The organism is Flavobacterium soli DSM 19725, from assembly GCF_000422705.1.
GTDB lineage: Bacteria > Bacteroidota > Bacteroidia > Flavobacteriales > Flavobacteriaceae > Flavobacterium > Flavobacterium soli.
In genome coordinates this window covers 60968-75771 of record NZ_AUGO01000013.1, presented here as the reverse complement: position 1 = coordinate 75771, position 14804 = coordinate 60968, and the positions used below count along the sequence as shown (strand labels likewise).

Here is a 14804-nt window from a genome sequence, read left to right as displayed (position 1 = left end):
GTTGAGCCTTTTGCATATATTAATTTGTGAAAGTCTGTGGAATTTGTGTTTAAACTTTGAAGCTTATTTCTTCAAATATTTCTTATGCTTAAAATAAGCAAAACTAGCCAACACGGTCAAAATTCCCAACGAATAGTAAAACTCAACAGGTGTCACCACTTGGTCTCCACTTGCATAGGAATGCAATCCCGAAAGATAGAAATTCACTCCAAAATAGGTCATCATAATCGAATAGAACGCTAAGATACTCATCAGGTTGAACGTCCATTTCCCCCTGAATAACGGAACGAAACGAGCGTGAATTACAAAGGCATATACCATAATACTAATTAAGGCCCAAGTTTCTTTTGGGTCCCAACCCCAATAACGTCCCCAACTTTCGTTGGCCCATTGTCCTCCAAGGAAGTTTCCAATCGTTAGCATGACCAAACCGATTGTCAAGGCCATTTCGTTGATATAGGTAATTTCTTGAATGTTCAAATTCATTTTTGCCTTGTTCTTTTCGTTAGTAAACAACATCAGTATCAAGGAAACAACACCCAAAATCATCGCTAAGGTAAACGGCCCATAACTCCCCACAATAACCGCCACGTGAATCATCAGCCAATAAGAATTCAAAACCGGTTGCAAGTTTGCAATAGCAGGATCCATCCAGTTCCAATGTGCAATCATCAAGATCATTGAAGCTACGAAAGTTCCTGAAGCTACTGTTAATTTAGATTTTCGGTCAAATGCCAAAGTAAAAAACATCGTCGCCCAAGCCACATAAATCATAGACTCATAAGCATCACTCCAAGGTGCATGACCCGAAATATACCATCTTGCAATTAATCCAAGTGTATGCAAGAAAAAGAAAAAGCCAATCAGAATATGAAAAGCATTCATTACTATTCGGATGGCTTTCTTTTCCAAAAGGATGTTTACAATAGTAAAGATTAGCATCAATAATCCCGCTAGCATATACATATAATATAACTTCTTGAAGATATCATATTTATTATAGGCTATTTCAGATGAAATTTTATCGTCGCTTGGAATTACCTTGCTACCGTATTTTTTTTGGAAATTATGCATGCCATCCAAATAGAAATCAGCATTTTTATAATTTTTGGTAATTCTAGCCGAATCCAAAGCCATAAAATATAGCGGAAGAATCTGCTTGGTCATAACCGAATCCATTCCTTTAAAACCTGCACCGTGAAGTTCCATGTGGGAAACCCATTTGTTGTTTTCATCATTAGGAACCGGAAAAATCCTCAGAATGCTGCCACTCAAGGCAGAATTCAAAAGGTTTACTTTTCTATCTGTTTTAATAAAATCGTCTTGAAATTTGTTTGGAACTGCACTTTTATAGGCCTCATCCAGGTAAGGTGATAATTTATAATTGCCTTCTGCATCAAAAAATGCTCTAAAAGGAATCAGTTTTTGACCTTTATCTACCCCAATTATCTTTCTAATACTGTCATTTCCTTTATCAATAAAAATCAGCGGAATTTCAAACCAAGCCCTAGAATATTGTGTCATCGAAAGGAAAACCTGATCGGAATTCATATCATTATATGTGTCTCGCTTGCTTACTTTTCGCAACAATTCAGACGAAAACGTGTTCACCGGTTTCATTCTTCCACCAGCATCTTGAATCACCAAACGTCCAAATTTTTCGGCGTGCTCTTTGTCAACAATACGTTCGTTGATGAATTTTTCGGCCGCCTGTCTTGTTTCATCCGTATGGCCTTCATGCTGTTGTGCAAAACTACTAAAGCTCAAAAACAACAGTATAACCGTAATAAGCTTTGCTTTTTTCTCTTTTACTTTTTCTAACTTCTTCTTGATATCGGCAAAACGAGTATGCTTGTCAAATAAAATTGCCATCATGGCAAAAAACAAGATAAAATAACCAATATAAGTAATCCAAGTTCCCCAAAAATCGTGATTAGCCGAAAGTATTGTTCCTTTTTCATCTGGATCAAAAGAAGCTTGAAAAAAACGGAAACCACCATAGTCCAAGACATTATTCATAAAAATTCTGGCATCAAATTTTTCCTTACCGTCTATAACCGTAACCTGACTTTCATAAGCCGAGTAGCTCTTTTCAGTTCCCGGATATTTAGAAGCAATAAAATCATTCAATTGAATTTTAAATGGTACTTCGTATACCTTGCTTCCGTAGAAAATAGTAAAATCTAGCTTTCCTAATGTAAATGATTGTGGCGTACCCATTTTTCCTTTTGATCCTATAAGCGTTACCTCTTTTTCTTCTCCTTCGGCAATAATTTTTACGATTAAAGCATCATCGGTAACCTTATCTTTATAGTCATTATTGGATACAAATCCAACTTTACCTTTAATTGCTGGTTCAGGAAAAACAAACTGTGCTCCACCTAAATTATAAAGCGAACGCATCATCAATTGTTGGGTTGTATCTTTCACAACGCTTCCTTTGAATTGATCGGCCATTCGCATAAACTCTCCCTCAAAAGGGGCTTTAATGGTATAAGTTTCTCCCTCGGTATTGATGTTGATGGCTCCAGCAGTATATTTATTCAACGAGAATAAAACGTTGTGAATGTTTTGTACTTCGCCTTCTTTTAAATAATGTTCGTGACGCGTTCCGCCACCTGATTCTACCATTTTTAAAAACGTAATTCCATTTGGATCTTCCTCAACTTTTTCAACAGCACCCATAATAAAATTCTCATATTTTATCTCATAAGGCAATTGGTCGAATTTACCTTTAATAGAAAAATCGTTGCTTGTTGCAGGCGAAAGCAATAAATCTTCTTCATGAGTCTTACGCTTCATTTCACCTTTATATTCACCATCTACAAAAACAGTCAAGTAAGTTTTATCCGAAAAAATCTGGTTGGAAGCCTCTCCTTCGCGTATTGGCATCATCCCTTCATAACTGATATAACGCGTTACAAAAGCACCTGCAATAATGAAAATAAAAGCCAAGTGCAGCATCAAAGTTGCCCATTTCTCTTTCTTATGCAATTGATAACGTTTGATGTTTCCGAAGAAATTCACAAAGAAAAAGAACATTATCGCTTCAAACCATTTTGTATTGTAAATCAATATTCTGGCAGTGTCCGTATTGTATTCGTTTTCAATGAAAGTTCCAATTCCCATCGCCAATGCAAAACCGAGAAACAAGACGGCCATTAAGCGAGTGGAAAAAAAGAAGGAAGCAAGAAGAGAAAGTATTTTATTATCCATGAGAAGTGGAGATTGTTTTTAGTGGTGCAAAAATACACAAAAATGTTAGCAATCTTTTCATTATGCTTCTTCGGATATTCTTAAAAAAAGCATAAAAAACTACACAAAAATTATGAAACCTAAAGCCAAAATGAATGTTTTTAAGGCTTTCGCCAAATTTTATCAGCCCTCTTCAATCTTTTTTCACAATCTAGTTAAGAAGCAGCACAACAACCATCAGGTAATTGCACTATAGGCCGATAGCTAAAAGCTCCCTTACCCACAACAATTTTTCTTATATTTGAACTGCTAAAAAAACAACTACAATGTCAAACATCAAACTCATTATAGAAGAGCGACCAAACGTGGTCGGTAACTTTATGGTAGGGCGTTTATTGCCTTTCCGCGAAAAAAGAATGGTTGGTCCATTTGCATTTATCGACCACATGGGACCAATAAAATTAACCGAATATGAGAACTTTGATGTTCCGCCACATCCACATATCGGGCTCTCAACCCTCACCTATCTTTTCGAGGGAAGTATTATGCACCGTGATAGCTTAGGTTCTGAAATAGAGATAAAACCGGGAGCTGTCAATTGGATGACATCCGGAAAGGGCATCGTTCATTCTGAAAGAACACCAGAATATCTTCGAAATTCTGACAAATCGCTCCATGGATTGCAGATATGGGTGGCTTTGCCAAAGCATCTTGAGCAGATGGAACCGTCGTTTTTTCATATTGAAGAAAAAGACATTCCGCATTGGAAGATTGGCGAAATAGACATAAAACTGGTTGCTGGTGAAGCCTTCGGCAAAAAATCGGGAGTACCTGTTTATAGTCCGCTTTATTTTCTAGAATTAAAATCTACTACCAAGCAAACCGTTAGCTTGGGCGATGATTTGTTTGGCGAAAGCGCCTTGTACATATTGGAAGGAAGTATCGAAAGCGAAGGCAATAATTTTGGCCCAAAACAAATCCTGATTGCAAATGACTCGAAACTTTGTTCATTTGAAATGAATGAAAACACTACGATTTACATCTTTGGAGGTGAACCTTTTCCTGAAGAACGAACCATTTATTGGAATTTTGTAGCCTCAACAAAAGAATTGATTGAAGATGCTAAACAAAGATGGCTTGACCAGACGTTTCCGAAAGTTCCAGGTGAAACTGAGTTTGTACCGTTGCCTGAACAATCGGCAAATTTTAATATTAAAAAGTAAACACAGATTATCACGGATTATAAAGACACGAATTGCAGTAATTTACACGAAAATATATACTCTGAAATTTCACGAAGATGACTTTGACAGGTAAATTAGTGTAGATTATTGCAATTCGTGTCTAATTTTTATTCATCCGATTGTTGTAAACGTACTTGCATACTCTTTAAAGTCCTATTTTTTGAATAAATTTGTCGGATGATACAAATAACCCTTATCGGTTCGGGCAATGTAGCCCAGCATCTGCTTTTGGCCTTCAATAAAAATCCTGATATAGAAGTGGTTCAGGTATTTTCGCGAAAGCTAGAATCTGTTTCACATCTCATTTCCATTGATAAAATTACAGACCGCTTTGATGATTTGGCGGAAGCCGATATTTATATAATTGCTGTTACAGATGATGCTATTGTAGAAGTTTCCTCGCAATTGCCATTCAAGAATCGATTGGTGGTGCATACTTCTGGAAGTGCTTCGATGGAAAATTTGAACGACAACAATAGAAAAGGTGTTTTTTATCCCTTGCAAACTTTTACAAAAGGCAAAGAAGTTGATTTTAAAACCATCCCGATTTGCATTGAAAGCCAATTTAACGATGATTACAATATCTTGAAAAAAGTAGCCGACTCGATATCCGATAAGGTTTTTATGATTAATTCAGAACAACGGAAGTCATTGCACGTTTCGGCAGTATTCGTTAATAATTTTGTCAATCATCTTTATGCAATTGGCAATGCTATTTGTGATGAAAATCAAGTACCTTTTGAAATTTTACAACCTTTGATAAAAGAAACTGCTGATAAAATCATGTCGCTTTCGCCAAATGAGGCTCAAACTGGTCCTGCAAAACGAAACGACAAAACTACTATCGAATCGCATCTGAATTTTTTGTCAGATGAAAATCATAAAAACATATATAAATTACTAACACAATCCATACAAGACAATGGCAAAAAGTTATAAGGAATTAATGAACGACATCACGACTTTTATTTTTGATGTTGATGGCGTTCTAACCGACAGTTCTGTTCATATTACTTCTACTGGCGAAATGCTCAGAACAATGAACATCCGTGACGGATATGCAATGAAGGCAGCCGTTGAAAGCGGTTATCATGTTTGCGTTATTTCGGGCGGAAGCAATGAAGGTGTTCGAATTCGTTTGCAAAATCTTGGCATCAAGGATATCCATTTGGCTTGTCCGGACAAAGTTGAAAACTTTAAAGAGTATACCGAAATGCTGAACATTAAGCCTGAACAGGTTTTATATATGGGAGATGACATTCCTGATTATCACGTGATGCAATTGGTTGGTTTACCGACTTGTCCTCAAGATGCAAGCCCTGAAATTAAAGGGATTTCGACGTATATTTCCCATAAAGAAGGTGGAAAGGGTGCTGTTCGTGATGTTATTGAACAGGTTATGAAAGTTCAAGGGAAATGGACTACTTACTTTAATGGAAAACACGATTAGTATTCAGTGTTCAGTATTCAGTGTTCAGTATTCAGTGTTCAGTATTCAGTGTTCAGTATTCAGTGTTCAGTGATATATTTTGTCTAAAATTATAAATAACATTCTATGCGATTTCAAGAATTATTAGCCTATCAAAAATCTTTTCATTTAGCAATGAGAATTTTTGAGATTACCAAAACTTTTCCGAAAGAAGAAATTTATTCACTAACCGACCAAATAAGAAGATCTTCAAGAAGTGTATCTGCAAATATTGCTGAAGCATACAGAAAAAGAATATATCCTAAAAATTTTCACAGCAAGCTTACTGACTGTGATGCCGAAAACTCTGAAACTCAAGTTTGGCTTGAATTCTCTCTCAAATGCGACTATATCAGTGAGGAATTATTTGATGAACTGATTAGAGAAAGTGATGAAGTTGGCAGAATTATTAATTATATGATTTTAAATCCACAAAAGTTTGGTGTTTCAATTTAGCCTCTACAAAAACTGAACACTGAACACTGAACACTGATTACTTAACAAAAAGTAATACCTTTGCACCTCAATTATATAAAATGAGATTACACAGAAATTTAGTTTACACCACGATTGATTCATTGAATGCAATATTTAATGACGGAGAATATGCTGATAAAGTGGTGGCAAGAGCCTTGAAAAAAGACAAACGTTGGGGAAGCCACGATAGAAAATTTGTTGCCGAAACCATCTATGAAATAGTACGTTGGAAGAGATTATACAGCGAAATTGCTGATGTTAAAGAACCTTTTGACCGAGATGATTTGTGGAGGGTATTTGCCGTTTGGGCTGTTTTGAGAGGTTATCCAATTCCTGATTGGAGACAACTTGAAGGAACTCCTGAACGAAAAATAAAAGGACGCTTTGATGAGCTTTCTAAAAACAGAGTGTTTAGAGAATCTATTCCAGATTGGATGGATGAAGTGGGTGTACAAGAATTAGGCGAAGCAGTATGGTCTAAAGAAATTGCAGCTCAAAACCAACCTGCAAAAGTGATTTTAAGGGTAAATACCTTGAAAACTACGAAGGAAAAATTAAGAGCAATCTTAATGGATTTAGATATTGAAACTGATTATCTGAAAGACCAGCCAGACGCTTTAGTTTTGAAAGAAAGAGCAAATGTGTTCTTGACAGATGCTTTCAAGGAAGGTTTTTTTGAAGTTCAAGATGCCAATTCACAATTAGTGGCTGCTTTCCTAGATGTAAAACCAGGAATGAGAGTAGTTGATACATGTGCTGGTGCCGGTGGGAAAACATTACACTTGGCTTCACTTATGGAAAACAAGGGCCAGTTGATTGCTATGGATTTATATGAAAGTAAATTGAAGCAACTGAAATTGAGAGCCAAAAGAAATGGAGCTTTCAATATCGAATATAAAATTATCGATTCGACGAAAGTTATTAAAAAACTTCAGGAAAAGGCAGATAGGGTTTTGATTGACGCACCTTGTAGCGGTTTAGGGGTTTTGAAAAGAAATCCAGATGCAAAATGGAAACTGCAACCTGAGTTTATTGACAATATCCGTAAGGTTCAGGCAGAGGTTCTGGAAAGCTATTCGAGAATCGTTAAACCAGGTGGAAAATTAGTTTATGCAACTTGTTCGGTGTTACCATCTGAAAATCAAGAACAAGTTAAGCATTTCTTAACCACAGAAAATGGTAAAAACTTTACCTTTGTAAAAGACGCTAAGATCCTAGCTTCAGAATCAGGTTTTGACGGGTTTTATATGGCATTGTTAGAGCGAAAAGCATAATTCAAGAATATTTTTTTCTAACAGATCTCAAATTAGATGTTAAAAAAATATTTTGATTAAAATAATCGCCTACTTTTGCTTCCCTTAATTTATGAAGATGAAAAAAAATTACACCTTATTATTGTTATTGTTTGCTGCTTTTGCATTTTCTCAAGCACCTCCTAATTATTACAATAATGCAACAGGAACTGGATATACCTTAAAAACACAGTTGCGAAACATTATTACAAATGGTCATAGTGATCAAGGATATAACTCACTTTGGAATCTCTATACAGAAAGTGCTTTTCGGGACAATTATTATGAAGATGATAATACTGTACTAGATATTTACTCTGAAAACCCTACGAGTGCTGATCCTTATAATTATACTTCAACTTCAGACCAATGTGGAAACTATAATGGTGAGGGTGATTGCTATAATAGAGAACATTTGGTTGCTCAATCCTATTTCGATGAAGGGAGTCCTATGAAAAATGACCCTTTTCATGTAGTTCCGTCTGATGGATCTGTAAATGGAGCAAGAGGAAATTTTCCTTTTGGTGAAGTGGGAACAGCTAGTTATACTTCTCAAAATGGTTCTAAAAAAGGTTCGATGGCATCTTCATCTTTTTCTAGTTTTACTGGAACTGTTTTTGAACCAATAGATGCTTTCAAAGGAGATGTTGCACGATCATTCTTTTATTTTGCGACACGATATGAAACACAAATGGCTGGCTTTTACACCGCTGCAAATGTTGCTACTACTCAAGTAAAATCGATGTTTGACGGAACAAATAATAAAGTTTTTTCGGATAATTTTCTTTTACTTTTGATAAAATGGCATATTGAAGATCCTGTTTCTCAAAAGGAAATTGATCAGAATAATGCCATTTATGACTATCAAGGCAATCGAAATCCATATATCGATAATCCTGATTATGTGTGTGATATCTGGACAACACAATGTGCTACAGTTGAGGCATTGTTGGGTACAAAACAATTTGATACTCTTGCAAACGTTATGGTTTATCCAAACCCATCAAACAACAATAGAATCAATATCAACTCTGAAGTGATCTTGGATGAAATTCAGTTGATTAACGTTAATGGTCAAATCATGCAAGAAATTAAAAATCCTAACAGTTCAAACAATGTTTATACGTTGGAGAATTTATCTCAAGGATTTTATTTCCTAAGATTAAGTTCGGATACTCAAACGATAACTAAAAAGGTTATTATCAATTAAGAATTTACACTTTCATATATTGAGCCGATTCGAAAGATGCGGCTTTTATATTTTAGTTAAAGAGTGAGAAATGACACCTTTTTTCTCCTTGATACAATAAAGATTTCCAAACTCATTTTCAGGAATTTCAGGATATTTCTCTTCACCGAGGAGTTGGTTGATGTGCTTTGGAATGGTGTTGCTGTGTCCTATAATCAGTATGGTTTTACCTGTATTTTCAGCTATTATTTTTTTTAAATCTAGTTCGCTTGGGTTATAGGCAATAATTTCTTTTTTTTGAGAAATGGCTGTTGGTAATGCTGTGCTTTGAGTTCGGATATATGGTGTGCTGTAGATGAAATCTATTGGTTGCAATTGAAAATAATTTGCCCAATCATTTGCTCGTTTTTTTCCTTCGGCTGAAAGCTCAGTATTGGGTGAACTATCGGCTTTTTCAGCATGCCGAATTAGATAGATTGTGGTTTCAGTTTGGGACATTATGTTTTGAGATAATATTCCGAATAGGAAAATATAGAATTGTTTCATGTTTTTTTATATTGGATATAAATTTAATTAATTTTTGAATTCCTTACCTTTGTTGGATGGAAAATCAGTCGAAAAACAATCCGTTACATGGTGTTACGCTTCAAAAAATGTTGGAGCAATTAGTTTCTTTTTATGGTTTTGATACTCTGGGAGAACTAATCAAGATTAAATGTTTTACTGATAATCCGAGTATAAAATCGAGCTTAACGTTTCTTAGAAAAACGGATTGGGCGAGAACGAAGGTCGAAAATCTCTACATCCGGACGCTTCCGAAGTTTCCAAAGGGCGAATAGATTTTTAACTAGCCCGAGCTTCAGAAAATGGTTTTACTCTACACTCAAACGATTCGCTCCTAAAATTTAAATTTTTCTTGTGACTAATAAAAAAATCCTGGGATTTCCAGGATTTTATTGAAACTTAATATGGTTATTCAACCGTAATAACATGTGTTATAAATGCATTGTTTTCAGTTGCAAACTTTAAGGAATATACACCCGCAGTAGCCACCTTAAACTTATAAGGTTGGGTTTTGGTTGTGTAAACATTATTACAATTGCAGACATCATATGTAGCCAGGATTGCAACCTTTTTTTCAGTCGAACTAACAGTTTGTTCGCTAAAGATATAAAATTCACCACAACTTGCTGCAATTTTATAAGTGACATTTAAGGTGATTTCCTGATCAATAGTTGCTTCAACTGGACCTACAACTCCATCTGTTGCAACACCTATGACTTGAACACAATTATCCTTATTATCGTCTGGAAGCGAACAACTTGTAGAGAACAATGCGAAAAGTAAAGTTCCAGAAAGCATTTTAATTAAATTATTTTTCATGTTTATATGTTAAGTTATAATTTCAAGATGTGAATTGATAAAAAAGGTTGCTTTATTTTTTATTCAAAATCGAATAAACCACCGAATCCCAAAACTTGCCATCAAAATATTCATTTTCTTTAAAATGTGCCTCTTTCTCGAAATTGCATTTCTTTAGCACGCGTTCAGAAGCAATGTTATCAGGATCGATTACTGCTTCAACAGAATGAAGTTTCATGGTCGTAAAACCATATTCCAATATTCTCGGGATGGCTTCGGACACAATGCCTTTTCCATTAAATTCTGGAAGTATCATATAGCCTATTTCTGCACGAAAATTCTCCGGCTGAATACGATAAAAACCCATTATTCCGAGTAATTTAGGGTTTCCTTTCAGGGTTACTGCCCAATTTATTCCTAGATTATTATTAATTGCATCATCAATTGTTTTGAAATGCTTTAGAGCGTCTTCGTGGTTTTTTACCAATGGACGAGGAATATATTTCATGGTTTCGGGATTGGACCGAAGCTCGAAAATTTCATTAACATCTGATGAATCTAATCTTCTGAGTAATAATCGTTCGGTTTCTAAGACTGGGAAAGGTAAAAAATCAAGTGTTAGCATACTATTTCTATTGAAAATTGAGATTCGAAAATTTTATCTTTCTTTAAAATAACCACGCCTTCTTTTTCCATAATAGCTCCAGAATTTTTAGGCGTATCTGAATGTCCAAACCATGGTTCGATGCAAATAAATGGTGCATCTACTTTCGTCCAAATTCCTAAATTTGGGAAATCGTGAAAGGAAATTTTCAGGATAGGTTGCTCATTTTCATTGATCGTGATTGCTTTTGATTGTAGTTTCTTAAATACCAAAGCATCATTTTCAAACAACGGATAATGGAGATGTAATTTATTTTTACTTAAATTGAGTTGCGATGTTCGATCTGAAAGCAAGTCGTTTTCTAGCAAGAAATATTCAAGTTCATTATCTTCATCGAATGAAAGCGAATAATTGCTAAAATCTTTTGGTAAGGCAAATGCTGGATGGGCTCCAATGGAAAAAGGCAATTCTTTTTTATCATTATTGATTACTTTGTACTGAAGTATAAGTTTATCTAGATATAAGGTATAAATAAGTTGCAACTCAAAAGCAAATGGATAATTTTTCAAAGTTTCTTCAGATGATTGAAGTGAAAAAATAACGCTATCTTCGGATTGTTCTTTTACATCAAAAACCATATCTCTAGCAAAACCATGACGGGAAAGCAAATATCTATCTCCCAAATAGTTATAGCTATTATCTTTCAAAGTTCCAACAATTGGGAACAAAACTGGAGAATGTTTACCCCAAAATTCTGGATTTCCTTCCCAAATAAATTCTCTCTTGTCACTTCTCAAGGAAATTAGTTCTGCACCTTTAGTACTAATTGTTGCAGTAAGATTATTATTTTTTATAGCAATATTCAATTTATCTATATTTTTTATTTGATGTAAATGTAAAAAATATTGAAACTACAATTGCTTATTGATCTCAAAATAATCATTGGAAAAGATGTAAGAGACAAAATAAAAAAACATTGGCTTTTCATTCAGTGTTTTCGCAATTAACAAAAACAAAAAATACTTATTCTACAACTATTGTATGTGTTATAAATTCAGTAGCTGTTTTTTTAAACTTCAAATTGTAAGTTCCAGCTGTGGCCGACTTAAATTTGTAAGTTGCCGTTTTGGTAGTTGGAGTCGCCACACAATTCGATCCTACATAATTTGCTTCAACAGTAATTGTCTTAGTATTATCCTCAGCAGTTTCAATAAATTTATTAAAGGCTCCACAGCTATTTTCTACCACAAAGCTTGTAGACAGATTTACTTCCTGATTTAAATTAGCTTTTGGGGTCCTGTAACAACTGTAACCAAAGCTTCTTTCAAAACAACATTTGGACCGGGATTATCATCATTACTACATGAAGTAAATGCTAATGAAACTACCACTAATAATGCAATTGCTTGCAATTTGAACTTTTTCATAATAATTAAAAATTTATTGATTTCACTTAAGATGGCATAAACTTCAAAGGTTGCTTGAGGGGCCGTGTTAAGGAAATGTTAGAAAAAAAGCCTTGCAATGTAGCCTTCTGTTTATAAATACTTTACCGAAAAACAATATTGAAAAAAATTATAAAAAAAAAGCGTTGACTTCTCAACGCTTTCATACAAACAAACTATATAACAAACCTAACTATACTACACTATTTGATTTTGCAATTTCAGGATCCGCCTGAACGTGAGCTGTATTTGCTCTTCCGCTTGGATCTAGATTTTCTTGCCATTTTGGAATCCATTTCCTAACGGTTTGGGCAGCACTAACTTGAGGATAATATTTGTGAAAAATGTCTCTATAGAAGTAAGCTTCTTTGGTAGTTGGTGTATTATATGGGAAACGCTCTTTTGCATTATCCATTTGCAAATCTGTTACTTGATTTGAACAATATTCAATCAATTGATCGATCCAACTATAACCTACTCCATCTGAGAATTGTTCTTTTTGACGCCATAAAACCTCATCTGGCAAATAAGGCGTTTCTGGTGTGTCAAATGCTTTTCTTAAAATATATTTTTCAATCCCATTATAGGTTTTCGGTTGCTTTTCTTCTGCCTTAATTAGCATTGCAACATCTAAAAAGCCTTTGTCCAAAAATGGAACTCTAGCCTCTAATCCATGAGCCATAGTCGATTTATCGGCTCTTAATAAATCGGCAGTAAATAATTTTTGAACCCTCTCGATAGTTTCTTTTTGGAAATCTTCGGTTGATGGTGCATTTCTAAAATACAAATAACCTCCAAAGATTTCATCGGCACCTTCTCCTGAAAGTACGACTTTAATTCCTCTATCGGTAATGGCTTTGGAAAGGAAATACATGGGGGTACTTGCTCTAACAGAGGTAACATCATAGGTTTCCAAATGCCAAATCAATTTACTTAAAACCTCAATTCCTTGCTCGATAGTAAAATGAATTTCGTGGTGATCAGTCCCTAAAAATGCTGCCACTTTTCGAGCTGCTTTTGCATCAGGAGCATCTGCATCCAAACCTATTGAAAAGGAACTTAATTTTTTTCCTTTTTCTGCCAACAATCTAGCAGCAATTGATGAAGTTAATGAGGAATCTAGGCCACCTGACAATAATACTCCTATCGGCACATCACTCATTAATCTTTTTCTTGTAGCTTCAGTTAGCGTTTCTCTGATTAATGATAAGTCCAGATCTTGTACTGATTTTCTATAATCTTCATATTCAGGTTTATAATATTTTACAAATCCTGTTTTTGGGGTATAATAATGTCCAGGAGGAAATGTAGAAAACGTTTTGCATTGATCTGTTATAGGTTTCATTTCGGATGCAAAATAAACCCTTCCTCTTTCGTCAAGCCCATAATATAAAGGCTTCACTCCCATCGGGTCACGTCCAGCAATAAAATCATCACCATCAATAACAACAAAGGCAAAATCACCGTCCAATTTATTTAGAAAATCATATCCAAATTCTTCATACAAATGAACGATAACTTCAGAATCCGATTTAGTCCTAAAGGTGTGGTGGCTCAAAATACCCTCTCTCAATTCCTGATGGTTATAAATTTCCCCATTATGAATCATGTAGGCAGTTTTGGAACCTTTTATGGGTTGCTTTCCAGAATGTAAGTCGATTATCGACAGACGCTCATGGCTCAAAACATGTCCATTTTCGGTGATATGCAAATCACTTTCATCTGGTCCTCTATGCGACATTCTTTTAGAAAGTGCTTTTACTAATTGTTCATCTTTTCCTTTCCCAATAATGGCTAATATTCCACACATAACTTAATCGTATAATTTGTTTTTAATGTATAAAGCAAATTTGAAGATTATATTTATGCATTAAAACCAATATATTAATTTTAGTTATAAATTGAAACCAAAAAAAGATATTATACAAAAATTAAAAACTTAAATTACTTCCAAAAAAGCCATTTGGTTATAAATTATAAAAAAGTATAGATTTGTGAAGAATGTAAATTTTAGAAGTAGAAATTATGAATTCATTTAAATTATGCCACAATTTGTTTGATTTGATAATTTGAGCCATTGATTTCAAATTTAAAACCCAAATCATTACCTAACATTTTGATTGCCAATAGAGATTGTGGGGATACACCAAAAACTGTTTTTCCTTCGATACTAATTTTGGGTAATGCAACACTAATTAAAAAATAATTTTCATTGGCTTGTACTAAACTTCCCAAGACAACTTTATCCGTATTTCTGTTAAAATCTATCTTTGAAAAAACAGCTTTGTTTTCTAGAAATTCCTGAAGCTTATGATTCAATTTTTCCTGTTCAATATGCATCATCGACAAAGCTGTTTCATGTTTGTCACCAGCCGAACCTTTTGCATCATTTTTTGAGTCTTCGGTCAAAGCCGTAATCATATCTTGAAAAACATCGATCTTGTCTTGAATTTGCTGTTTGTAATGAGCAACTACTTTTTCTTTAAAAGTCATTCTTAAAATATTTCATTAAAAAATAAAGCCACAAA

16 protein-coding genes are annotated in these 14804 nt (G+C 34.5%); 7 read left to right on the top strand and 9 right to left on the bottom strand.

The features are described 5' to 3' along the window. Nucleotides 1–63: 63 nt before the first annotated feature. The gene (ccsA, locus tag G508_RS0113545; RefSeq protein WP_026705829.1) at nucleotides 64–3216 is read right to left on the bottom strand and encodes a cytochrome c biogenesis protein CcsA; all 3153 of its coding nucleotides are present in this window, start codon (nucleotides 3214–3216) and stop codon (nucleotides 64–66) included. Nucleotides 3217–3521: 305 nt separating this feature from the next. On the opposite strand from ccsA, the gene G508_RS0113540 reads away from it, so the two are divergent. From G508_RS0113540 to G508_RS0113515, 6 genes are all read left to right on the top strand, one after another. Then, nucleotides 3522–4418, top strand: coding sequence for a pirin family protein (locus G508_RS0113540; protein WP_026705828.1), 897 nt, complete (start codon nucleotides 3522–3524; stop codon nucleotides 4416–4418). A 198-nt stretch (nucleotides 4419–4616) separates the two neighbouring features. Next, the gene (locus G508_RS0113535; protein ID WP_026705827.1) at nucleotides 4617–5378 is read left to right on the top strand and encodes a Rossmann-like and DUF2520 domain-containing protein; all 762 of its coding nucleotides are present in this window, start codon (nucleotides 4617–4619) and stop codon (nucleotides 5376–5378) included. Beyond that, nucleotides 5362–5889 (top strand): KdsC family phosphatase, encoded by a 528-nt coding sequence (locus G508_RS0113530; protein ID WP_026705826.1) that lies wholly within the window; start codon nucleotides 5362–5364, stop codon nucleotides 5887–5889. Before G508_RS0113535 ends, G508_RS0113530 begins: the two co-directional genes overlap by 17 nt. A gap of 105 nt (nucleotides 5890–5994) precedes the next feature. After that, entirely contained in the window at nucleotides 5995–6363 is a 369-nt protein-coding gene (locus tag G508_RS0113525) for a four helix bundle protein (protein WP_026705825.1), read from the top strand. Between the two features lie 80 nt (nucleotides 6364–6443). Then, the gene (locus G508_RS0113520) at nucleotides 6444–7658 is read left to right on the top strand and encodes an RsmB/NOP family class I SAM-dependent RNA methyltransferase (protein WP_026705824.1); all 1215 of its coding nucleotides are present in this window, start codon (nucleotides 6444–6446) and stop codon (nucleotides 7656–7658) included. A 97-nt stretch (nucleotides 7659–7755) separates the two neighbouring features. Continuing rightward, nucleotides 7756–8886 carry an endonuclease gene (locus G508_RS0113515; protein WP_026705823.1) on the top strand — a complete coding sequence of 377 codons (1131 nt, stop codon included), beginning with the start codon at nucleotides 7756–7758 and terminating at the stop codon, nucleotides 8884–8886. Between the two features lie 45 nt (nucleotides 8887–8931). Here the strand turns inward: G508_RS0113515 and G508_RS19035 are convergent, their stop codons facing one another. Then, complete coding sequence (locus G508_RS19035; RefSeq protein WP_084625991.1) at nucleotides 8932–9411, bottom strand: SixA phosphatase family protein; 480 nt, start codon at nucleotides 9409–9411, stop codon at nucleotides 8932–8934. A gap of 56 nt (nucleotides 9412–9467) precedes the next feature. Between G508_RS19035 and G508_RS0113505 the strand changes: the two genes are divergently transcribed. Beyond that, nucleotides 9468–9704 carry a VF530 family protein gene (locus tag G508_RS0113505; RefSeq protein WP_026705822.1) on the top strand — a complete coding sequence of 79 codons (237 nt, stop codon included), beginning with the start codon at nucleotides 9468–9470 and terminating at the stop codon, nucleotides 9702–9704. Nucleotides 9705–9837: 133 nt separating this feature from the next. Here G508_RS0113505 and G508_RS0113500 read toward each other — a convergent pair whose 3' ends face one another. From G508_RS0113500 to G508_RS0113470, 7 genes are all read right to left on the bottom strand, one after another. Continuing rightward, nucleotides 9838–10248 carry a hypothetical protein gene (locus tag G508_RS0113500; protein WP_026705821.1) on the bottom strand — a complete coding sequence of 137 codons (411 nt, stop codon included), beginning with the start codon at nucleotides 10246–10248 and terminating at the stop codon, nucleotides 9838–9840. Between the two features lie 52 nt (nucleotides 10249–10300). Next, nucleotides 10301–10852, bottom strand: a complete 552-nt coding sequence (locus G508_RS0113495) for a GNAT family N-acetyltransferase (protein ID WP_026705820.1) — start codon at nucleotides 10850–10852, stop codon at nucleotides 10301–10303. After that, nucleotides 10846–11697, bottom strand: coding sequence for an aldose 1-epimerase family protein (locus G508_RS0113490; RefSeq protein WP_026705819.1), 852 nt, complete (start codon nucleotides 11695–11697; stop codon nucleotides 10846–10848). The genes G508_RS0113495 and G508_RS0113490 overlap by 7 nt, the downstream gene beginning before the upstream one ends. Before the next feature lie 157 nt (nucleotides 11698–11854). Then, nucleotides 11855–12079 (bottom strand): hypothetical protein, encoded by a 225-nt coding sequence (locus G508_RS0113485; RefSeq protein ID WP_026705818.1) that lies wholly within the window; start codon nucleotides 12077–12079, stop codon nucleotides 11855–11857. A 29-nt stretch (nucleotides 12080–12108) separates the two neighbouring features. After that, nucleotides 12109–12258 carry a hypothetical protein gene (locus G508_RS20140; RefSeq protein WP_157486033.1) on the bottom strand — a complete coding sequence of 50 codons (150 nt, stop codon included), beginning with the start codon at nucleotides 12256–12258 and terminating at the stop codon, nucleotides 12109–12111. 211 nt (nucleotides 12259–12469) lie between these two features. Next, complete coding sequence (gene asnB / locus G508_RS0113475; protein ID WP_026705817.1) at nucleotides 12470–14086, bottom strand: asparagine synthase B; 1617 nt, start codon at nucleotides 14084–14086, stop codon at nucleotides 12470–12472. Between the two features lie 230 nt (nucleotides 14087–14316). Beyond that, the gene (locus G508_RS0113470; protein ID WP_026705816.1) at nucleotides 14317–14769 is read right to left on the bottom strand and encodes a hypothetical protein; all 453 of its coding nucleotides are present in this window, start codon (nucleotides 14767–14769) and stop codon (nucleotides 14317–14319) included. Between the last annotated feature and the right edge of the window lie 35 nt (nucleotides 14770–14804).